This window comes from Allobosea sp. BH3 (assembly GCF_025499465.1).
Taxonomy (GTDB): domain Bacteria; phylum Pseudomonadota; class Alphaproteobacteria; order Rhizobiales; family Beijerinckiaceae; genus Allobosea.
Map to the genome: position 1 here is coordinate 183,125 of NZ_JAIMCA010000002.1, position 21,540 is coordinate 204,664.

The following is a 21,540-nucleotide window of genomic DNA, read 5'->3' on the forward strand; positions in this document are numbered from 1 at the left end:
GCGGAGCGAAGCTTCGACCCTACGAATCTCGGGACAAGAGGGCACTGGTTTCAGAGATGCTCGGGTCAAGCCCGCGCATGACGCCCGCTGCTCAGGCGTGCCCGGCTTCGCGTGAGAGGAAGGCCGGGTCGATGCCGATCTTGCCCAGCGCGCGCTGGTATTTGGTGTCGAGGCTTTCGTCGAAGAGCAGCTCGGCATCAGCAGCACAATGCAGCCAGCCATTCGACTGGATTTCGGCTTCGAGCTGCCCCGCCGCCCAGCCGGCATAGCCCAGCGCCAGCACCGCATTCTCCGGCCCGCTGCCGACAGCGATAGCGCGCAGGATGTCGAGCGTCGCGGTGAGGCAGATGCCGTCGTCGATCGGCAGCGTCGCCGATTCCAGGAAGAAATCCGCGGTGTGCAGCACGAAGCCGCGCTTGGTCTCGACCGGGCCGCCGCGCAGCACCTGCATGCGCTCGGCCCGGCTCGGCAGGCGGATCACCTCATCGGAGGGAATCACGTCGAGCTGAACCAGCAGGTCCGGGAATTTCGTGTCCGCGGCGGGCTTGTTGACGATGATGCCCATCGCCCCATCCTCGGAATGCGCGCAGACATAGACCACGCTGCGGCTGAAGCGCGTGTCGGCCATGCCGGGCATCGCGATCAGGCATTGCCCGTCGAGATAGCTGCGGCCGCCCAGACGTGGTTGTGAGCCGATCTTCATCTGCGCATGCTAGAGTCTGTTAGGGATGATCGGCAAGGCATTCCATAGGTAAGCTTCGGCAGCCGCGCTTGAAGGCCCGCCGGCCATCGCGGCGCGCGGCGGCGATGCCCCGTCGATCACATTCGCGTGCGGCGGCTGGGAAGGCCGACCGCCCCACGCCACCTTCGCGATTGCGCCCCATTTCCACGCGAGGGTCCTGCTCCGCGCAAGGGATTCCAGATATCGCCGGAACTGGCGCAAGGAGCAGGTTTTGTTCGCATTTCGGCTTGGCAACGGATAAGGCAAGGCGGTGAACCGAGTTTTTCCCCTGCTGGCCGCACCCCTGTTCGCCTGGGCGCCTTTCGCGCCGGGTACAGTCGCACTCGCGCAGGAGGCGTTCACGGAGGCCGCGACCTCGTCCTGGTCCACAAGCGAACACGCCAAGCTGCGCCTGATCGCCGGCCCGACCCTGCCGAGCGGCAAGCAGCGCATCGGCGTCGAGATCGTGATGTCGCCGGGCTACAAGACCTATTGGCGCAGCCCCGGCCAGTTCGGCGTGCCTCCCTCTTTCGACTGGACCGGCTCGTCCAATATCGGCGGGCTCGACGTGCGCTGGCCGGTGCCGGAGCGCTTCCAGGATTCGGCGGGCTATTCCATCGGCTATGTCGGTGAGGTGGTGATCCCCGTCTCGGTGCAGCCGGTCGATCCCGCAAAGCCGGTGATGGTCGTGCTCAAGCTCGAATACGCCGTCTGCGACAAGATCTGCATTCCGGCCCGGGGCGAGGCCAGCCTGTGGCTGGAGCCCGGCGTCACGACCGTGACCTCTCCGCGGCTGGAAAGCTTCGAGGCCAAGGTGCCGGTGGCTGTGAAGCCCGGCACCCATAAGGAAAAGGCCTCGGTTGTCGAGGCAAAGCTCGACGACACGGTGGTCGATCCCGGATTGCGGCTGACGCTGCAGGTCCCGCCCGAGGGCAAGGTCGACGACATCTTCGTCGAGGGGCCGGGCATGTGGTCCTTCGGCAAGCCCCGGATGACGCCGCAGGCGGACGGCACCCTGGTCGCGCAGGTCCGGATCAACGAGCGGCCGAAGGGTGCGAGCGGGCAGATACCGCTGATCTTCACGATGCGCGGCCGGCCGAAGCCGGTCGAGACGCGGCTCGAACTCGATATCCCCGCCACGAAGCCGTAGATCATCGCGCGTCCTGTCGGATGCGAAGTGGCGATCCACCCATTAGCTCCAGCATCGGGTCCTTCCGAAAAGTGGTTTCCACTTTTCGGTCCGATGCTCTAATCCCGTGCCGGGCGGCCGGGGATTTCGACCCGGCTGCGAGCTTCACGGAGAACTGGCGCATGACGATCAAGGTTGGTGACAAGCTTCCTCAGGCGACGTTCCGCGTCATGACGGCCGACGGCCCGGCGCCGAAGACCACGGACGATCTGTTCAAGGGCCGCAAGGTCGTATTCTTCGCGGTGCCCGGCGCCTTCACGCCGACCTGCCACAAGAATCACCTGCCCGGCTATGTGGACAAGGCCGGCGCGATCAAGGCCAAGGGCGTCGACGCGATCCTGGTGACCTCGACCAACGACGTATTCGTGCTGGACGCCTGGGCGAAGGCGAGCGGCGCGGACGGCGCCCTCGAATTCCTTTCCGACGGCAACGCCGATTTCGCCAAGGAGATCGGCCTCAGCATGGACGGCTCGGGCTTCGGCATGGGCACGCGCTCGAAGCGTTACTCGATGCTGGTCGAGGACGGCGTGGTGAAGTCCCTCAATATCGAGGAAGCACCCGGCAAGGCCGACATGTCCGGTGCCGAGACCATGCTCGGCCAGCTCTGAGCCTTTGACGACAATGTTCTGAAGCCCGCGCGGTGCTGCCGCGCGGGCTTTTTCATTAGCATGGGGCCGACCCGTTCGGCGCAGTGAGTGTTCCGACTGGCTATTGCAGATCGGCAAAGGCGTTCTTCAGACGCTCCACGGCTTCCCGCACGACATCTCGCTGCGTCGCTATGTTGAACCGGAGGAAGCTCTGGCCGCCCTTTCCGAAGGTCGGGCCATGATTGACCGCGATGCGTGCCTGCTTCTCGACCCGCCGTGTGAACTCGGCCGCCTCCATTCCGGTCCCGGCAAAGTCCACCCAAGCGAGATAGGTGGCTTCGAGCGCCATCGAGCGCAGCCCCGGGATCGCATTCACCCCTTCGTCGAAGAGACGGCGATTGCCGTCGATATAGCCCTTCAGCGCATCGACCCAGGCTGCGCCCTCAGGGCTGTAAGCTGCGGTCGCCATGGCCATGCCGAAAGAGTTCGGGGAGATGCCCATTGCGCTCAGGCGTCGCTGGAAGCGGCCCCGCAATCCCTCGTCCGGAATGATGACGTTACCGATATGCGCGCCGGCAATGTTGAAGGTCTTGGTCGTCGCCGTCATCATGACGAGCCGATCCAGGACCTCCGGTGCCGCGAGCGGCATGACCATGTGCTTCTGGCCGGGCATGAGCAGGTCATGATGAATCTCGTCCGAGACGAGGATGAGATCGTGGCGTTCGCAGAAGGCCGCGATTTGCTGCAGTTCGTCGCGCGACCAGACGCGCCCGCCCGGGTTATGCGGCGAACAGAGGATCAGCATCCGTTCGTTGCCGCTCATCAGGGCGTCCCAGCCCGGGACGTCGAGGACATAGCGCCCATCTTCCACAGCAAGGGGGCATTCGACGACCTTCCGACCCGCAAAGGAAATCACGCGCGCAAAGGCGTGATAGACCGGTGTCATCAGGACGACGCCGTCGCCTGGCTGGGTAAAGGTATCGACGCACAGCGCCGTACCGTTAACGAGGCCGTGGGTCGTGAAAATCGAGGACGCCGCGACGTCCCAATTGTGCCGATGCAACATCCACCAACGGATGGCCTCGATATAGGCTCGATCGTCGCCGAAATACCCATAGATGCCGTGCGTGGTCATGCCCTCCAGCGCAGCCTGAACGCAGGCAGGCGGCCGGAAATCCATATCGGCAACCCACATGGAGATGCCGGAATCGGACGGCACCCCGTAGAGGCGCTCCATCATATCCCATTTGGCGGAGTGAGTGCCGCGGCGCTCGATCCGCTCGTCGAAGTTCGGAAGGCTGTTCATGGCAGATCGCAGCTCGGCGTAGATGGAATCGGCTAACGGAAGTCGGATATTCTAGCGGCGGCAGCCCCGCCGTTGAGTCTATTCTGCTGATCGATCCGATCGCTGCTTGTCATGAGACATGCCGCCACGGCGCAGCTAATTTATGCCGCGGAGGAACCTGCCTATGTCGACCATCACCATCCGCCCCCTCGTCGCGAGCGACCGTGCCGCCTGGCTGCCGCTCTGGCACGGCTATCTGCATTTCTACAAAGCCACGCTGCCTGCCGACATCGACGACGTCACCTTCGGCCGGCTGACCGGCGGGCAGGAGCCGATGGGCGGCTTCATCGCCGAGCGCGACGGCAAGGCGCTCGGCATGACGAACTGGGTGATCCATCGCACCACCTGGAGCGAGCGCAACATCTGCTACCTGCAGGACCTCTTCACCGTGCCGGAGTCGCGCGGCACCGGCGTCGGCCGCATGCTGATCGAGGCCGTAAACACAATGGCGCGCGAGAAGAACTGCTTCCGCGTCTACTGGCAGACGCATGAGACGAACGTGCAGGCGCAGGAACTCTACAACAAGGTCGCCGACAAGTCGGGCTTCATCGTCTACCGCCAGCCCCTGGGTTGAGCCGACTGCGCGTCATTCCCGGGCTTACCCCAGGAATCTCATGCCGAAAGAAGCGCCTTTCCTTCGAGAGATGCCCGGGTCAAGCCCGGGCATGACGTCTCCATGGCATCGGCGCAGAGATCAGCGTGCATGAGCGCATGCGCGCCTCGTCGCAAACCGCACTATATCGGCGGTTAATGATCGCCCTGGGGCGAGCGCGAGGCGTGGAAACATGAAGAAGATCGGCTTTCTCTCGTTCGGGCACTGGGCGCCCTCCCCGCAATCGGGCACGCGCTCGGCGGGCGATGCGCTGCTGCAATCGATCGACCTCGCCGTCGCGGCCGAACAGCTCGGGCTCGATGGCGCCTATGTCCGCGTGCACCATTTCGCACGGCAGCTCGCCTCGCCCTTCCCGCTGCTCGCCGCCATCGGCGCCAGGACGAGCAAGATCGAGATCGGCACCGCCGTCATCGACATGCGCTACGAGAACCCGCTCTACATGGCGGAGGATGCCGGCGCGGCCGACCTGATCGCGGGCGGGCGCCTGCAGCTCGGCATCAGCCGCGGCTCGCCGGAGCAGGTCATCGATGGCTGGCGCTATTTCGGCTATGAGCCGGGCGAAGGCCAGAGCGATGCCGATATGGGCCGCGGCCATGCCGAGGTGTTCCTCAACGTGCTACAGGGCCAGGGGTTCGCGCAGCCGAACCCGCGCCCGATGTTCCCCAACCCGCCCGGCCTGCTGCGGCTGGAGCCCCATTCGGAAGGGCTGCGCGAGCGCATCTGGTGGGGCGCCGGCTCCAACGCCACGGCCGTCTGGGCGGCGAAGCTCGGCATGAACCTGCAGAGCTCGACGCTGAAGGACGACGAGACCGGCGAGGCCTTCCACATCCAGCAGGCCAAGCAGATCCGCGCCTATCGCGAGGCCTGGAAGGAAGCGGGCCATGCGCGCGAGCCGCGCGTCTCGGTGAGCCGCAGCATCTTCGCGCTCGTCGACGACCGCGACCGCGCCTATTTCGGCCGCGGCAACCAGAGCGACGATTCAATCGGCTTCATCGACGAGAACACCCGCGCGATCTTCGGGCGCAGCTACGCCGCCGAGCCGGACAAGCTGATCGAGGAGCTGAAGAAGGACGAGGCGGTGGCCGAGGCCGACACGCTGCTGCTCACCGTGCCGAACCAGCTCGGCGTCGACTACAACGCCCATGTCATCGAGGCGATCCTGAAGCACGTTGCGCCTGCGCTCGGCTGGCGCTGAGGCTACGTCGCACTCGACCTCCCGGTCCTCACCTCATCGCTGAACTGCGGGGCGCTGCGCGGAACAAGTCCGCGGGCGCCAGCGCAGGCGCGTCTGTGGAAGCTCACATAAAATCTTACAACGGTCTTGTGAAATCTCACGCGGCGATCCAATCTCGGCTTCATGCTCGACGCCGCCTCTCCATTCGCCCCTGCCCCGATCGCCGAAGCCCGGCTCGATGTCGCCACGCGGCGGCTGCGCCAGGCGATCGTCACCTGCGAACTCGCCCCCGGCGATTTTGCCCATGAGGCGGGGCTCGCCGAGCGCTTCGGGTTGGGCCGTGCCAGCGTTCGCGTCGCGCTGACGGAACTCGCCGCGGCTCGCTTCGTCAGCCGGCATGCGCGGCAGGGGTGGCGGATCGCGCCGATCGACGGCGCATTGATCGCGGCTGTGCTCGACGGGCGCCGCCGGCTCGAACCGTCGCTGGCGGCGCACAGGCTGTCGGAGCCCGCGCTCTCGACGGCGGTGACGCTGCTCGGGATGGTGCAATCCGTATCGGGACGGACCGAGCTCGCAGCGCTGGCGACCGCTCGCGCCGCCGAGCGCCAGCTGCGCAATCTGCTCGCTGCCGGCGCAGGCGTCTTCGCCGGGGACTGGCTCGGCGGCATCTGGGATCATTGGGACCGGATCGTGCGGATGCTCGATCTCAGCGGCCATGCCATCCCGCCGGCGGACCTCGGCGAACTCGTTGCGGCGCTGAAGGCAGGCGATGCCGATCTGGCCAGGCGGGCGATCGAACGCGAGCATCGGGAATTCGCCGATGCGGTCGCCCACGGCTTCCTCGCGATCTCGGCGCAGCCGCCACGCCCGCACGCTCGTTCCGCCCGCAAACGTGGCGCCCCGCTATCGCCGCTCATCGCAGCCGATCGGCCGATCCCCTTGTCGAAGGAGAAGCAGTCATGACAGTTGCCTGGCGAACCTATCCTCTCGCGGCCGCCTGCGCCGCGGTGCTCGCTCTGGGAAGCATCGCCCCGGCCCAGGCCTCGAAAGAGCGCTTCGTGGTGGACCTCGTGAACGAGCCGTCCTCGCTCGATCCGCAGGTTCAGTGGAACCCGGACAGCTATTACGTCTACCGCAACATCTTCGACAATCTCGTCACCCGCGACGACAAGGGCGAGATCGTCCCGCAAGTGGCGACGTCATGGAAATACCTGTCTGATACCGAGATCGAGTTCGAGCTTCGCCCCGACATCACCTTCCATGACGGCTCGAAGCTGACGGCGGACGATGTCGTCTTCAGCGTCAAGCGCATCACCGATCGCAGCTTCGGCAGCCCGCAACTGGGGCAATTCGACAAGATCACCGATGCCGTCGCGCTCTCGCCGACCAAGCTCAAGCTGACGACCAGCGGGGCCTATCCCGCCTTGCTGGCGCAGCTCGTCAAGCTCTCGATCGTCCCCAAGGCGATCGTCGAGGCGGTGGGCAAGGATGCCTTCAACCTGAAGCCGGTCGGCAGCGGGCCCTACAAGTTCGAGAGCTGGCAGCGCGGCGTCGCGGTGACGCTTTCCCGCAACGACGCGTATTGGGGCACGAAGGGTCCGTTCCCGAGCGTCGTCTTCCGGGCCGTGCCGGACAGCGCGACCCGCCTCGCGAACCTCCAGACCGGCACCAGCGATCTCGCCGTGACGCTCGACAGCGATCAGGCGGCACAGCTGAAATCCGCGGCGAAGGCCAAGCCTCTGACCGGCCTGACCGAGCGCGTCGCCTATCTGCGCCTTAACACCACCAAGCCGCCCTTCGACAACGTCAAGGTCCGCCAGGCGGCGGCGCTCGCCATCGACAAGGAAGGGCTGGTCGAGGGCCTGCTCGGCGGCTTCGACAAGCCGGTCGGGCAGTTGCTGACGCCCGCGATCTTCGGATGGATCGACGGCATGCCGGGGCCGAAATACGACCTCGCCAAGGCGAAGGCGCTGGTCGCCGAGGCAGGCCCGGCAGCGAAGGCCGAGATCGAGCTTTCGACAGCGCCGGTCTTCGACCAGCGCATCGTCCAAGCCGTGCAGCAGCAGCTCGGCGAGGCCGGGCTCACCGTCAAGATCGCGATGTCGGACATGGCGAGCTATCTGAAGCGCGCGCAGGCCGGGCCCGAGGGCACCTCGACGCTCAGCTTCGGCCGCTGGTCCTGCGCCTGCCAGGACGCCGATGGCGTGCTCTTCCCATTGCTGCACAAGAGCAGCGGCTGGTCGGCCTATCGCAACGAGAAGACGGACGGCCTGCTGGAAGAAGCCCGCCAGACCCTCGACAAGGATAAGCGCCTCGCCGCCTACAAGCAGGTCCACGAGATCGTCGCGGCTGAGGCGCCGGTGATCCCGCTCTATCAGGCCGTCGTGATCTATGGCGCGACCAAGAACCTGAATTTCACGCCGACGCCGAACGAAAGCATGTTCCTGAACCGGATGAGCTGGAGCGACTGACCGGTCGCACCAGCCACTGAAACCGCATGGCCAGGCGTCGGGAGGAGAACCGCGCGCCGCCGCCAAAAACGAGCGGAGACAATCGATGAAGCGAACTCGCCGAATGCTCGCAAGCGCGTTGGTCGCAGCCTGCCTGGCCTTGCCGGGCGGCGCGGCCTTCGCCGCCAAGGAACGCCTGACGATCGATCTCGTGGGAGAGCCGAACTCGCTCGACCCGCATGTCCAGTGGAACCCTGACAGCTACTACGTCTACCGCAACATCTTCGACAATCTCGTCACCCGCGACGACAAGGGCGCGATCGCACCGCAGGTTGCGAGCTCGTGGAAGCAGCTCTCCGACACGCAGATCCAGTTCCAGCTGCGCGACGACATCACCTTCCATGACGGCTCGAAGCTGACCGCCGAGGATGTCGTCTTCAGCGTCAAGCGCATCACCGATCCGAAGTTCGCCAGCCCTCAGCTCGGCCAGTTCGACAAGATCACCGACGCCGTCGCCACCGACGCCAAGACGGTGACGTTGACCACTAACGGCGCCTATCCCGCTTTGCTGGCACAGCTCGTGAAGCTCTCGATCGTGCCGAAGAAGGCCGTCGAGGCCATGGGCAAGGACGCCTTCAACCTCGCGCCGATCGGCAGCGGCCCCTACAAGTTCGGCGCCTGGCAGCGCGGCGTGTCGGTGACGCTGGCACGCAACGACGCCTATTGGGGCACCAAGGCGCCGTTCCCGACCGTCGTCTTCCGCGCCATTCCGGACGCGTCGACACGCGTCGCCAATCTGATGGCCGGAACCTCGGACCTCGCCGCCAATCTCGACGGCGATCTCGCCGCGCAGCTCAAGACCTCGCAGCGCGCCATGCCGGTGCCGGTGCTGACCGAGCGCGTCGCCTATTTGGCGATGAACGTCCAGAAGGAGCCGCTGAACGACCCGCGCGTGCGCCGCGCCATCGCCCAGGCCATCGACAAGCAGGCGATCACCGACGGCGTGCTCGGCGGCACCGAGAAGCCGCTGGCCCAGATGCTCTCGCCGGCCCATGAGGGCTTCGTCGAGGGCATCAAGGATCTCCCCTTCGACCTCGCCAAGGCCAAGGCGCAGCTCGCCGAGGTCGGCCCCAAGGCCAAGCAGGAGATCGCGCTGGTGACGGCGCCGGTCTACGATCAGCGCGTGGTGCAGGCGCTGCAGCAGATGCTGGTGGATGCCGGTCTCAACGTGAAAATCGAGATGACCGACATGGGCTCCTGGCTGAAGCGCATGCAGAGCGGCCCCGATTCCATCCCCGTCATGGCCTTCAGCCGCTGGTCCTGCGGCTGCCAGGACGCCGACGGCGTGCTGTTCCCGATCCTGCACAGCGCCAGCGGCTGGGCCAACGCCAAGGACAAGACGATCGAGGATGCGCTCGAGGCCGGACGCCAGACGCTCGATCCCGCCAAGCGCCTCGCCGCCTACAGGACCGTACATGAACGCATCGCCAGCGAGCACTTCGTGATCCCGCTCTATCAGGCGGCGCAGATGTACGGCACGTCGAAGAACCTCGTCTGGACGCCGACGCCCAACGAAAGCATCTTCGTCAACCGCATGAGCTGGAAGGACTGAGCCAGAGTGCCCGGCTTTCTGCTGCAACGCGCCGGGCAGGCGCTCGTCACGATCCTCGGCGTCGCGACACTGATCTTCTTCGTCCAGCGGCTGACGGGCGACCCTACCTATCTGCTCGTCCCGGAGACCGCGACCAAGGCCGACATCGACGCCCTGCGCCACGCGCTGGGCTTCGATCGGCCGCTCTTCGTCCAGTATCTCGGCTTCCTCTCCGACCTCGCCCGCTTCGATCTCGGGCAATCGGTGGTGCAGCGCGTGCCGGTGATCGACATCATCGGCTCGCGCCTGCCCTATACGCTGATGCTGGCCGGCGGGGCGCTGACGGTCGCCTGTGGCATCGGGATACCGGTCGGAATCCTGCTCGCGCTGTTCCGGGACAGCGCCGCCGCGAAGCTCGCAGCCGGCTTCGTGCTCGCCGCCCAGAGCATGCCGACCTTCTGGAGCGGCATTCTCCTCATCCTGCTCTTCGCCGTCACGCTGGGCTGGCTGCCGCCATCCTCCACCGGCGGCTTCTCGCATCTCGTCATGCCCTCGATCGCGCTCGGGCTGCTTTCGATGGCGACCTTCGCGCGGATCACACGGGCCGCGCTGATCGAGGAGCTCACCCGCGACTATGTCCGAACCGCGCGCGCCCGCGGCGTCGGCCCCGTGCGCCTGCTGCTGCGCCATGTCGCGCGCAATGCCGCGATCCCGCTCATCACCGTGGCCGCGCTCGAGATCTCGAACCTGCTTGCCGGCGCCGTCATCGTCGAGACGGTGTTCGCCTGGCCGGGCCTCGGCCAGGTCACAGTCCAGGCCATCCTCGCCCGTGACTTCCTGGTGGTGCAGGGCGTCGTCATGCTGGGAGCCCTCGTCACGATCGGGCTCAACCTGCTTTCGGACTTTCTCTACAGCATCGTCGACCCGCGCATCGCATTGGGGGGCGGACGATGAACGCGCCTGCCCTTCCCCAACGCCGCCGCTTCCCGCTGAAGCGCTGGTGGCCCATCGCCATCCTGGCGCTGTTCGTGGTGGTCGCGATCTGCGCTCCGCTGCTCGCTCCGTACGATCCCAACGCCCAGAACCTGGTCGGGCGGCTGAAACCTCCGGGAACTGTCTCGCGCAGCTTCCACTACTGGCTGGGCTCGGACGAGCTTGGCCGCGACCTCCTCAGCCGGATCATCCATGGCACGCGCGTTTCGCTGCTCGTCGCGGTGCTGTCCGTGCTGCTGTCCGGCGCGGTCGGAACCGCGCTGGGGCTGATCGCCGGCTATCGGCGCGGCTGGATCGAAACCGTCGTGATGCGCGTCGCCGACGTGTTCCTGTCCATCCCAGCCGTGCTGCTCGCCATCATCACGGTCGCGGTTCTCGGTCCCAGCCTGGTCAATGTCGTGCTGGTGCTCGCGCTGACGCGCTGGCCCCGCTACGCCCGCGTGGCACACGCCCAGACACTTGCAACGGCCGGCATGTCCTATGTCGAGAATGCCGTGCTCTCCGGCGCCGGCAATGCGCGCATCCTCTTCCTGCATATCCTGCCCAACATCGCCGGCACGCTGATCGTCGTGGCGACCCTGGAATTCGGCCTGATGGTGCTGTTCGAGGCGGGGCTCTCCTTCCTCGGCCTCGGCGTGCAGCCTCCGACCGCGAGCTGGGGCTCGATGCTCTCCACCGGCCGCAATTACGTCGCCACTGCCTGGTGGGTCGCAACGCTACCCGGGCTCTGCCTGTTCGCGCTGGTGCTCACCGTCAACCTGACCGGCGACGCCTTGCGCGACCGCCTCGACCCCCATTTTCGCTGAGGAGCGGACCATGTTCGACGACATCAAGGGCAAGCGCGCGCTCGTCACCGGGGCTTGCGGCGTGATCGGAAAATGGATCGCCGAGACGCTTCACGAAGCCGGCGCGACGCTCGCGCTGACGGACGCCAAGGAAGGCGAACTGGAAGCCTTCGCCAAGACGCTGGGCCTGCGCGGCGACAGCTTCGTCAAGACCGCCGATCTCACCGAGGAGGCTTCGATCAAAGCCCTGACCGAAGAGATCGGAAAGCGCTGGGGCGCCGTCGACATCCTCGTCAACAATGCCGGAATCTATCCCAGCGCCTTCCTGCTCGACACGCCCACCGAGGATTTCGACCGCATCTTCTCCATCAACCTGCGCGCGCCCTTCATCCTGAGCCGCGAGCTGGCGACGCAGATGGTGCGCAAGGGCGTCAAGGGCTCGATCATCAACATCTCCTCGGGCGCCTCGCGCAAGATGCGGCGCACGGCGACCGTCTACTCCACCTCGAAGACCGCGCTCGACCGCCTGACCAAGGGCTTTGCCGTCGAGCTCGCCGAGTACGGCATTCGCTCGAACGCGCTCGAGCCCGGCTTCGCCGCCGGCAGCACGGTCAGCAACCTGTCCGATGCGCATATCCGCAACACGGTTTCGCAAATCCCGCTCGGCCGCCCATCGTCGCGGGAGGATGTCGGCAACGCGCTGCTCTATCTCGCCAGCGACGCGTCCTCCTATGTCACCGGCGCGACGCTGACGGTCGATGGCGGCAATTCGGCCGGGACGCTGGCGGTCCATCAGGACAAGAAGAGCGCGTTGTGAGGGCCGCATCATGAGCCCGGCCATACTGCCACCGGCAAACTTCCCCGTCTCGGCCTATGAATGGCCGCAGGGCAAGAGCAGCGCCTTCTGCTTCAGCGTCGATGTCGATGCCGAGAGCCCCTATCAATGGAACCTGCCGGTCGACGCGCCGCAGACGCTCGGCCAGATCGAGCAGCGCCTGTTCGGGCCGCGCATCGGCATCTGGCGCATCCTCGACCTGCTCGACCGCTACGGCATCAAGGCGACGCTGTTCGTGCCAGGCCTGGTCGCCAAGAACCATCCGGAGCTGCTGCCGGCCTTCGTCGCGCGCGGCCACGAGATCGGCCTGCATGGCTATTTCCACGAACTCGCCACCGAAGCGGGGCCGGAAGAGTTTGCCCGCGCGCTCGATGAATCGCTGGCGCTGTTCAAGAGCCAGGCTGGCGTCGTGCCGACCGGCTTCCGCTCGCCGGCCTGGGAGATGACGCCCTTCATGCTGGCCGAGGTGAAGCGCCGCGGCCTTTACGATTCCTCGCTGATGGGCTTCGACCACCCGTACACCATCGATGGCGTGACACAGGTGCCGGTGCTCTGGGCCGTCGACGATGCGATCTATTTCCGCTTCACCGGCAGCCCGACGGACCGCGCCCCGCCTTCTCCGCAGGGAGGCATCCTCGATGCCTGGCTCGACGAATGGCATGTGCTGCACCGCGAGGGCCGGATGATGATGCTGACGATCCATGACTGGATTTCGGGCCGGGCCGGCCGCATCCGCATGCTGGAGAAGCTCCTCGACGTCGTCATCGCCTCGCCGGGAACCTGGATCGCGACCGTCGGCGAGCTGGCCGCCCATCACGCCGCCAGCACCAATGCCAAGCGCTTCGCTGTGCCCATGCGCCTGCCCGAAGCCAGCGCCCCGCATCGCTTCAAAGCGCCGCGCTGATGCAGACCTTCACCATCCAGAGGCCTGCCGTTCATTCGGCGCACGGGCTCGTCGCTGCACAGAACCGCCATGCGGCGCAGGCGGGCGCCGATGTTCTCTCGCGCGGCGGCAATGCGATGGATGCGGCCGTCGTCGCGACGCTCGTGCTCAGCACCGTCGAGCCCTGGCTCTCGGGCATCGGCGGCGGCGGTTTCCTCGTCCATGCCGATGGCAGGACCGGAGTGACCGAAACGCTCGACTTCAATGTCCGCTCGGCCACCGAGCTAGACCCGGCAGACTACCCGCTGGCGGATGCCCAGGCCGGCAACTGGTTCAGCTGGCCTTCGGTTGTCGGGGACCGCAACGTCTCCGGCTATGGCTCGATCTGCGTGCCCGGCGCGATCGCAGGCCTTGCCGCCGCGTTGGAGCGCCACGGCTCGATCTCCTGGGAAGAGGCGCTCCAGCCCGCGATCGAGCATGCCGAGCGCGGGCTGGAGATCGACTGGTTCGCCGCCTTGTGCATCGCGATCGAAGCGCCTGGTCTCGCCCGAGACCCGGCGCTGTCGGCGATCCTGCTCGATGACGGCCATGGCCCGAAGGCCGGCGCCGATACGCGGCGCTTCAAGCCGATGACGCTGAAGGCGAAGCTGTTGCGCCGGCTCGCCAAGGCCGGCGCGCGCGACTTCTATGAGGGTGAGAGCGCCGCGGCGATCGCGGCCGATCTCGAGGCCGGCGGCTCGCCGCTGCGCGCCGGCGACCTCGCCTCCTATCAGGTCGTCTGGGCGCCGGCGCTGACCGGTCGCTATCGCGATTTCGACATCGCGGCGATCCCGGGACTGAGCGGCGGGCCGACCTTCTTCGACGCGGCCGAGCGTCTCACCAACGGGCCGCTGTCGCGGGATACCTCGCCGGCACAGGCGGCACTGCTCTATGCCACCGCCATCCGCGGGGCCTATGAGAAGCGCCTGACGACGCTCGGCCATGCCGCGACACCACAGGCCGGATGCACCTCGCATGTCAGCGTCGTCGACCGCACGGGCACTATGGTCTCGCTGACCAACACGCTGCTCTCGCGCTTCGGCGCCAAGGTTGCGCTGCCCCAGACCGGCATCATCATGAACAACGGCATGATGTGGTTCGACCCGCGCCCTGGCCAACCCAACGCCATCGCGGCCGGCAAGAAGCCGTTGGCGAATATGTGCCCGCTCATCCTGAGCAAGGCGGGCCGGCCGGTCCTGTCCATCGGCGCGGCCGGCGGACGCACCATCTTCCCGACGCTGCTGCAGCTGATCTCCGGCATGGCCGATTTCGGCCTGTCGCTGGAGGAGATCTTCCACCGTCCGCGCCTCGACGCCTCGACGCCGCGCATCAAGATCGATGCACGCGCCGAGCCCAATGTCGCGGCGACCGTCGCGCGCGCCTTCCCCGTCGAGGTGGTGGAGGACACGCTCTATCCCGTGAATTTCTCGATCCCCTCGGCCGTGATGGCCATCGAAGGCGGCTTCATCGGAATGGCCCATCCGACCAGCCCCTGGGCGGCCGTCGCGGCGGCGGACGATGCTCTGCCGCACGAGAAAAGGGTGTAGCGGCCGAGCGCCGGCGGTTCGGACATCGCATGGCTGCGCGCGATTCGGGCCCCGAGACCTCGATGCCTGCGTGGTTTACGAGCGGTCGGGTTCGATCGGCTCCAGACCCGGCTCGATGCCATCGCCCATCCGCGCGCCGATATGCGCGGTCAGGGCCAGCTTGACGGCTTCCGCCGCCGTGCCCAGAGCGGAATCGCCTGACCAGAGCACGGAGGCCGTCAGAAAGAGGGGTGGCTCGATCAACAGCGGCCGCCCGAGATCGGCGCTGTCATCGAAGGCCGAGCCGCGCGGCAGCACGGTCCCGCCGAGGCCCTGCCGGACGAGCGACATGATCGAGCTCAGCTGGTCGCCTTCGCTGACGATGTTCGGCGTTGCGCCCATCGCGGCGAACCGGCGTTCGAGCACCGAGCGGGAGATGTTAGGCGCGGTCGGCATCACGAGGGGAAATTCAGCGAGGCGCTCGCTCGATATCGAACCGGCGGGATCGTCGTGGGGGGTGCCGGTGATGAAGTAGAGGCGCTGACGATATAGCGGCGTGCGGGAATAGCCCGCGGTGAGCTCATCCTCGAAGACCAGAGCAAGATCGAGCGCATTTGCGGCGACACTGCGCTTCAGCGTTTCGCTGTCGGATATGTGGAACTTGATCATGATCTTGGGGAGCCGTTCCCGGCAGGACTGGATGAACGGCCCTCCGATCGTCGCCGCGAGCGTGGAGGACATTCCCAAATCGACGACGCCCTGCGGCTCGCTTCCCGTCGAGCGCACGATCCCGGGCAGCTGCTCGATCTGACGGAGGATGGCGACAGCCTCCCGGTAGAACGTCTCGCCGGCGGCGGTCGGCGCGATCCCGCGCGGATGGCGTAGCAGCAGCGCCACGCCCAACTCTTCCTCGAGTTCCGAGATCTGCTGGCTGAGAGCCGGCTGGGCGACATGCACGATCGCCGCCGCGCGCGAGAAGCTGCCGGCGTCGACGATCTTCACGAAATATCGCAGATGCCGCAGTTGCACGCCGCCCCCCGCGCCGTTCGCCCCGTATCCGTCGGATATCAGGAGCGCATGGGTATCGCCACTGCCGTTTGGGCTCGCCGGGACACGACGAGGAACGTGAACATCAGATGCCGACGATCCCGGCCGCCGTCAACGCGACGGCCAGGGTCAGCGCCCCGCCGAAACGCGTGATCATCTGGGCGTGCGACATCAGATCCAGCCGCCCGGCCGCACCGAGGATCGCGACCGCACCCGTGCCGCCCATTGCGGCCCGGGTCAGCGCAAGGATCGCGCCCTCTGCACGGGTCAGCCCCAGCCGGCGAGAAACGGCCGCGCCGCCCGTCGCCATTCCCGCTACCGCGGCGGCGACGGGCAGCACCAGGCCCGGCGAAGTGAAGCCCTCGACCAGTTGGCTCCACGGGACCAACAGCAGGCCGACAATGAAGATGATGGGGTAGATCAGGAAGCGCAGGCAGAGCCGGTACAGATCGACGATGCCATCTCTCAGACGCCGCCCCCATCCCAAGAGGCACCAGGTTGCGGCCACGACGAGCATGAGGAGGCTCGCCGGCCAGCCGCTGGCCAAGGCGAGCGCCGAGACGGCTTCGTCGACAAGCCAGAGGGCCAGGGCGGCAACGAAAAGCCACGCAGCACGAGAGAAAACCGGACGCGTGGAGATCGCGGCAACCGGAGACGCGACGTCGACGAGAGTGATCTCCTCCCTGCCGCGATCAGAGCGGATGATGCCGGCCAGCAGCATGGCGAAAAGGTTTGCTGCGAAAATGGATGGAAGCATCCGCGCCAGCAATTCGCCGAGCGGCGCAGCCGACAGCTGCGCGTAACCGCTCGCCAGCGGCATGGCTCCTGCGCTGATGCCGCCCGCCGAAGCCGGCGCCAGCACCAGGAAGGCGACCTCCCGGACCGGCAGCCCAAGGAGGCCTGCCGCGAGGGCGCCCGCGGCGAGCGCAGCCGCGCTTGCGACCACGCTGATCGAGAATACGCGCCAGGCGGCCTTCGACAGCATCTCCTTCGGCAGGGCCAGAACGCTGCCCATGACGAGCATTGTGACGAAGAGGCCGAGGGCGTCGGTCTCACGCAGGATGGTGCGCAGGGAGGAGAGGCTCGCCTCCGGGATCACATCGATGGAAACCAGCCACGATGGCAGGAGCAGCGCCAGAAGCGGCGCGGCGCCGATGCCCTGAAGCAGCCTGACGCGGCGTGCGAGCGCCGCCAAGGCGAAGCCTCCGAGCAGCGGCAGGACGAGTCCAGCGTGGGGCGTCGCGGCCGGAAGGAGGAGGACAACCGCGAAGGACGCCGCCAGCGCCAGGGAGCCCCATAGCGGCACCCAGGCGAGGCGTGCTCCTGCAAGGCGATGATGCCACTTCGCGCTCATGGGGTCGGTCGGCTCCCTTGGGCCGGCCGCAGCCGGAGCGCTTGCTATCCGCGTAAGGCAGGCATTTTCCACGGATGACCGAGGGATGGAAGCGTCGTCGGTGCAGCCTGAACGATCAAGCACGGGGACGGGAGGCAGGACACCCGGATGGCGGGGAAGGATGACGTATCGGCAGCGGATATAGCTGCATATCGAGACGGTATTTGTGCCGTCGCCATCGCCAAGGTTTGTCTGCGCCCCAGCGAAACCGGGCTGACAACGGCAGCCGGCTCACAGGAGCAAGACGATGGCAAAACTGGTCTACCGCGTGGTCTCCGCGTGCGGAGCTTTGGGCTACGGCTACCCGAAGGAGTCCCTGGACGAGGCGTTGAAGGATCGCGTCGATGCGATCGTTTCCGACGCCGGCTCCATGGATGCCGGCCCCTATTATCTCGGCACCGGCACCGAGTATTTCGAGCGCGACGCCGTCAAGCTGGACTACAGGCACATGGTCGAAGCCGGCGCCCGGCTCGGCGTGCCCGTCATCCTCGGCAGTTGCGGCATGGCCGGGGGCGACCGCAACCTCGAATACATGCTGGCCATCGCCAGGGAGGTCTTCGCCGAGCTGGGGATCGCCGGTGCCAAGGTGGCCGTGATCAGTGCGGAGCTCGATCCGGAGATCGTGGTGTCCGAGTTCAAGGCCGGCGCGTTGCGCGCGACCGGTGCCGGTCCGCAGCTCGACGAGGCCGCGCTGCGCGAAAGCACGATCGTGGGCCAGATGGGCATCCACCCGCTGATCACGGCGCTGGAGAGCGGCGCGCAGTACATCTTCGCGGGGCGCTCCTGCGACATCGCCCTGTTCGCTTCCGACATGATCCGCCGCGGCATCGATGCCGGCCTCGCCTATCATGTCGGGCATGTCCTCGAATGCGGCGCGCTGGCCTGCGATCCGGGCTCGCCGTCGGACTGCCTCGTCGCCGAGATCTATGATGACGGCTCGGCGTTGTTCGTGGCGCCCAACCCCGCGCGACGCTGCACCTCCTATTCGATCGCGGCCCATTCGCTCTACGAGGAGAGCCACCCTCAGCTCCAGTTCTATCCCGAGGGCATCCTCGCGATGGAGAAGACCAGCTTCTTCGCGCGGGATGCGCGGACAGCCGGCATCCGCGGCAGCCGCTTCGTGCGCTCCACCAAGCCCTGGCCATGGAGCATCAAGCTGGAAGGTTCGCGCCGGCTCGGCGCCCGCAAGGTGTCGCTGCTCCACATCGACCCAGCCGATCTCGCGAAGGTGCCGGCCGACGTGCTGGTCTATGGCCGCAACGGCGTCCAGGCGCGGCCGGTCGGCCCCGGCCAGCGCGAGCTCGGGATCATCATCGAGACGACGGCGAAGACCGCCGAGGCGGCGGTGATGCTCGCAAGCCTGCTGACCCACTACCTGATCCACTACGGCTATGCGGGGCGCAAGGCGACGGCCGGCAACATCGCCTACCCGCTGTCGCCGAACCTCGTCAGCTTCCGAAGGGAAGACGGCAGCTACGGCGCCATCGTGCCGAGCGGCACACGCGATCCGGTGTTCTTCGCCAACTACGCCAGGATCAAGCAGGCCGTCATCGAGCTGATCCAGGCCGAGTTCCCGAACGCGCTCAAGGAAGCGACCTACCGGATCATCGACGCCGACGAGACGGCGCCGGCCATCCTCCTGCGCACGATCGACCGCGACCCGGCGGCACTCGCCTCCCGGCATGCCGACGAGGTGGCGCGGATCACCGGGCTCGTCACCCCAAAATCCGGCTCGCTGATCGGGCTCGACGCACCCGACGCCTATGAGTGGACGCTCTACCACCTTCTCCAGAACGAGGACGTCATCAAGAACGTGATGTTCCCGATCGCCTATTTCGACGCGACGGGCGCGAACTGGACGAAAACCGGAGAGGCGCGGCCGCATTACTTCGACATCGGCGAGACCGGCTACACCGGCAATCTCGACGACCGCACGCTCTCGCTCATCCAGGAGGTTCCCGCCCCCGGGGACCATGTAGGCGATCACCGCCTGCTCGACATGGCCGTCGTCATCCGCTCGAAGGATGCCGGCATCAACCGACTCACCTTCGACATCATCTTCACCTCCGGTGAAAACTACGAGATCGCACTGAATTCGAACGTGTTCACGCGCCGCAACATGGCGCGCGTCCTGGGCGTTCCGTTCGACCGCGTCGTCGGGACGTTCTTCGTCGACAGCTGCAATGCGATCAAGGTGTCGGTCGACCGGCAGAACATCTCGGCCTCGCCCGACGAGCGCGACGTGTTCGGCGCCCAGCAGCAATCGGCGATCGAGAATCTCTCCGTGCCGGTCCATGCGCGGGCGCTGGCGAAAGCCTCCTCGCTCTGATCGCGGCCCCGGCGAGACAGCCCAAAGAGGCATCATGCCCGCTTCAAGAGCGCGGGCGCCGACAGCTCGACCATGACGGCGCTCCCGCAACTTACCGTCAGAAAGTCACCATAGGTAAGTTTATGCAAATCTGCCATGCACGGCATGCAACGTTACGTCACTTGACGGTGGAAAGTTACCACCGTAAACAGCCGCCGTCCACGGATCGAGTCATGCCCCAAGTCAAAGACCCCAGCGCCCATCACCACGGAAACCTTCGCGCCGCCCTGCTGGCCGAGGCGGAGCGGGTGATCGACAATGACGGCCTCGATGCGCTCTCGCTGCGAGGGATCTCGAAAGCCCTGGGCGTGACGCATGCGGCACCGGCCAATCATTTCGGCGATCTGCCGGGGCTGCTCAGCGAGCTGGCGGCCGACGGGATCCGGCGCCTGGCGGCGCGGCAGGCCGCGGCGGTCAAGGAAGCAGGCCCAGATCTGCGCGAACGGGCCCATGCGATCGCGCGGACCTATTTCAAGTTCGCCGTGGAGCATCCGGGGCTGGTGACGCTGATGTCGCGCAGCAACCGCCTCTATCGCGACCGCCCGTCGATCAAGGAAGCCGATGCCGAGGCACGGCGCATGGTCGACGAAATCGCCTCGGAGAACCAGAAAAAGAAGAAGCTCGATCCGGTCCGGGCGGCTGCGGAGCGCACGGCCCTGCGCGCCATGATCCACGGCTATTCGATGCTCTACATCGATGGCCGCCTCGGCCCGACCTTCGCGAGCCTGCCGGAAGGCATGACGCCCGAAGCCTTTTTCGACGTCGTGCTCGACGTCATCGACTTCCCGTGAAGCGGAGCTGCGCATGAGTCAACGCATCCGCCGCAACGGCGAATAAGGCCTCCGGCTCCGCCCGGCGACCTGCTTGGAAAAGCGATCACCAAGATTGCCCGGTGCCGTCGCCCCGGACCGAGAACCTACGCTTAAAGCTTACCGACTTCCGGCCTTTGGCCGACTCCGCTCCAAGCCCTGCCGGGCGCGGAATAGCCGTGCCAGCAGCATTACCAAACGTCAATTCGGCGACACAGACGTCGCCTTTAGCATCGGAAAGAGAGGATCATGATGAAGACGATTGCCCTTCTCGCCGCGAGCTTCGGCCTCGCGGCGGCCCTGTCGGCTCCGGCCACGGCTGCATCGATACCCGGCATCACGGCGATCGCTGCGACGGCCGCTCCCAGCGACATCGTCACGGTTTCAGGCGGCTGCGGCCCCTATGCCTGGCGCGGTCCTTGGGGCCACTGCCGCGATACGCCCTATACCGGACCGCTGCCCGGCGGCGGCTGGGCTGGTGCTCCGGAGCGCGCCGCCGACTTTTTCGGCAATGGCTGCCCTCCCGGCTACTGGCACGGCCCCTGGGGTCACTGCCGCAACACGGCGTATCACGGTCGTCTTCCCGGCGGTGGCTGGAAGTGACCGGTTCCGTTCCCTCGCTTCATCGACTGGATAAATCCATGATCAAGACATCCCTTTCGGCTGCCGCCATCGCGGTGGTGGCCCTGAGCTTCGGCTCCGCCAATGCCCAGACCGTTCAGCCCACCCCTCCGCAGCCGGAGCCGCTTCCGATCATCGAACTCGTCACCCCCACCGACGCGGCGGCCGTGCTCGACGCCCGCCTCGCTGCGCTGAAGGTCGTCATCGCTATGACGACCGAACAGGAGAAGCTGTGGGCTCCTGTCGAGACTGCCATCCGGCAGGTCGCGAAGAACGCGATCGAACGCCGTGATCAGCGCGAGAAAGCTCCGCAGGCTGCGAGCTTCGTCGAGATGCTTGAGCGCTCCGCCGACGCGGAAGCCGCCCGGGCAGCCGACGTCAAGACAGTCGGGGGGGCGCTCAAGCCGCTCGTCGCAGCGCTGTCCGAGGCACAGCGGCGACGGATCCCGGCCTTCCTCGGCCTGCGCGAAGGCCGGTTCGGCCAGCCGCAGCCGCTGGTCGAGCTCTGGCTGTTCGAGGACGAAGGCTGAGCACAGCCCGGCATCCCGCAGCGGCGCCGCGTAGGAGGACA

General features: G+C 66.7%; 20 protein-coding genes. 16 read left to right on the plus strand and 4 right to left on the minus strand.

All coding sequences use genetic code 11. The annotated features are described in order from the left end of the window. Positions 1–91: 91 nt before the first annotated feature. Entirely contained in the window at positions 92–703 is a 612-nt protein-coding gene (locus BoBH3_RS05875; RefSeq protein ID WP_262329838.1) for a YqgE/AlgH family protein, read from the minus strand. Between the two features lie 289 nt (positions 704–992). Here BoBH3_RS05875 and BoBH3_RS05880 point away from each other — a divergent pair, with 289 nt between their 5' ends. Together BoBH3_RS05880 and BoBH3_RS05885 are read left to right on the plus strand one after the other, a co-directional pair. Next, a complete protein-coding gene (locus BoBH3_RS05880) occupies positions 993–1,871 on the plus strand; it encodes a protein-disulfide reductase DsbD domain-containing protein (RefSeq protein ID WP_262329839.1) in 879 nt (292 codons plus the stop codon). Positions 1,872–2,032: 161 nt separating this feature from the next. Then, positions 2,033–2,518 (plus strand): peroxiredoxin, encoded by a 486-nt coding sequence (locus BoBH3_RS05885; RefSeq protein WP_262329840.1) that lies wholly within the window; start codon positions 2,033–2,035, stop codon positions 2,516–2,518. Between the two features lie 100 nt (positions 2,519–2,618). On the opposite strand, the gene BoBH3_RS05890 is transcribed toward BoBH3_RS05885, so the two are convergent. Continuing rightward, the gene (locus BoBH3_RS05890; RefSeq protein WP_262329841.1) at positions 2,619–3,803 is read right to left on the minus strand and encodes a MalY/PatB family protein; all 1,185 of its coding nucleotides are present in this window, start codon (positions 3,801–3,803) and stop codon (positions 2,619–2,621) included. A gap of 163 nt (positions 3,804–3,966) precedes the next feature. Here BoBH3_RS05890 and BoBH3_RS05895 point away from each other — a divergent pair, with 163 nt between their 5' ends. The 10 genes from BoBH3_RS05895 (at position 3,967) to BoBH3_RS05940 (ending at position 14,752) form a co-directional block, all read left to right on the plus strand. Beyond that, on the plus strand, positions 3,967–4,416 hold the full coding sequence (locus BoBH3_RS05895) for a GNAT family N-acetyltransferase (protein ID WP_262329842.1): 450 nt from the start codon (positions 3,967–3,969) through the stop codon (positions 4,414–4,416). A gap of 211 nt (positions 4,417–4,627) precedes the next feature. After that, the gene (locus BoBH3_RS05900; protein ID WP_262329843.1) at positions 4,628–5,650 is read left to right on the plus strand and encodes an LLM class flavin-dependent oxidoreductase; all 1,023 of its coding nucleotides are present in this window, start codon (positions 4,628–4,630) and stop codon (positions 5,648–5,650) included. A 162-nt stretch (positions 5,651–5,812) separates the two neighbouring features. Further along, entirely contained in the window at positions 5,813–6,592 is a 780-nt protein-coding gene (locus BoBH3_RS05905; protein WP_262329844.1) for a GntR family transcriptional regulator, read from the plus strand. Then, positions 6,589–8,100 carry an ABC transporter substrate-binding protein gene (locus tag BoBH3_RS05910; protein ID WP_262329845.1) on the plus strand — a complete coding sequence of 504 codons (1,512 nt, stop codon included), beginning with the start codon at positions 6,589–6,591 and terminating at the stop codon, positions 8,098–8,100. Before BoBH3_RS05905 ends, BoBH3_RS05910 begins: the two co-directional genes overlap by 4 nt. A gap of 85 nt (positions 8,101–8,185) precedes the next feature. Further along, positions 8,186–9,691 carry an ABC transporter substrate-binding protein gene (locus BoBH3_RS05915; protein WP_262329846.1) on the plus strand — a complete coding sequence of 502 codons (1,506 nt, stop codon included), beginning with the start codon at positions 8,186–8,188 and terminating at the stop codon, positions 9,689–9,691. Positions 9,692–9,697: 6 nt separating this feature from the next. Then, complete coding sequence (locus BoBH3_RS05920) at positions 9,698–10,624, plus strand: ABC transporter permease (protein WP_262329847.1); 927 nt, start codon at positions 9,698–9,700, stop codon at positions 10,622–10,624. Beyond that, positions 10,621–11,469: an ABC transporter permease gene (locus BoBH3_RS05925; RefSeq protein WP_262329848.1), complete on the plus strand. Its 849-nt coding sequence runs from the start codon at positions 10,621–10,623 to the stop codon at positions 11,467–11,469. Before BoBH3_RS05920 ends, BoBH3_RS05925 begins: the two co-directional genes overlap by 4 nt. Before the next feature lie 10 nt (positions 11,470–11,479). After that, positions 11,480–12,265: an SDR family NAD(P)-dependent oxidoreductase gene (locus BoBH3_RS05930; RefSeq protein ID WP_262329849.1), complete on the plus strand. Its 786-nt coding sequence runs from the start codon at positions 11,480–11,482 to the stop codon at positions 12,263–12,265. 10 nt (positions 12,266–12,275) lie between these two features. Next, positions 12,276–13,187 (plus strand): polysaccharide deacetylase family protein, encoded by a 912-nt coding sequence (locus tag BoBH3_RS05935; protein ID WP_262329850.1) that lies wholly within the window; start codon positions 12,276–12,278, stop codon positions 13,185–13,187. Further along, positions 13,187–14,752, plus strand: a complete 1,566-nt coding sequence (locus BoBH3_RS05940; RefSeq protein ID WP_262329851.1) for a gamma-glutamyltransferase — start codon at positions 13,187–13,189, stop codon at positions 14,750–14,752. Before BoBH3_RS05935 ends, BoBH3_RS05940 begins: the two co-directional genes overlap by 1 nt. Positions 14,753–14,827: 75 nt before the next feature. Here BoBH3_RS05940 and BoBH3_RS05945 read toward each other — a convergent pair whose 3' ends face one another. Together BoBH3_RS05945 and BoBH3_RS05950 are read right to left on the minus strand one after the other, a co-directional pair. Continuing rightward, positions 14,828–15,760: a LysR substrate-binding domain-containing protein gene (locus BoBH3_RS05945; RefSeq protein WP_262329852.1), complete on the minus strand. Its 933-nt coding sequence runs from the start codon at positions 15,758–15,760 to the stop codon at positions 14,828–14,830. A gap of 103 nt (positions 15,761–15,863) precedes the next feature. Beyond that, entirely contained in the window at positions 15,864–17,132 is a 1,269-nt protein-coding gene (locus BoBH3_RS05950) for a 2-hydroxycarboxylate transporter family protein (RefSeq protein ID WP_262330439.1), read from the minus strand. 286 nt (positions 17,133–17,418) lie between these two features. Between BoBH3_RS05950 and BoBH3_RS05955 the strand changes: the two genes are divergently transcribed. From BoBH3_RS05955 to BoBH3_RS05970, 4 genes are all read left to right on the plus strand, one after another. Then, a complete protein-coding gene (locus tag BoBH3_RS05955; RefSeq protein ID WP_262329853.1) occupies positions 17,419–19,500 on the plus strand; it encodes a DUF4387 family protein in 2,082 nt (693 codons plus the stop codon). A gap of 122 nt (positions 19,501–19,622) precedes the next feature. Then, a complete protein-coding gene (locus tag BoBH3_RS05960; RefSeq protein WP_262329854.1) occupies positions 19,623–20,330 on the plus strand; it encodes a TetR/AcrR family transcriptional regulator in 708 nt (235 codons plus the stop codon). Between the two features lie 270 nt (positions 20,331–20,600). Further along, positions 20,601–20,951, plus strand: a complete 351-nt coding sequence (locus tag BoBH3_RS05965; RefSeq protein WP_410050571.1) for a GCG_CRPN prefix-to-repeats domain-containing protein — start codon at positions 20,601–20,603, stop codon at positions 20,949–20,951. A 38-nt stretch (positions 20,952–20,989) separates the two neighbouring features. Then, the gene (locus BoBH3_RS05970; RefSeq protein WP_262329856.1) at positions 20,990–21,499 is read left to right on the plus strand and encodes a Spy/CpxP family protein refolding chaperone; all 510 of its coding nucleotides are present in this window, start codon (positions 20,990–20,992) and stop codon (positions 21,497–21,499) included. Positions 21,500–21,540 lie beyond the last annotated feature (41 nt).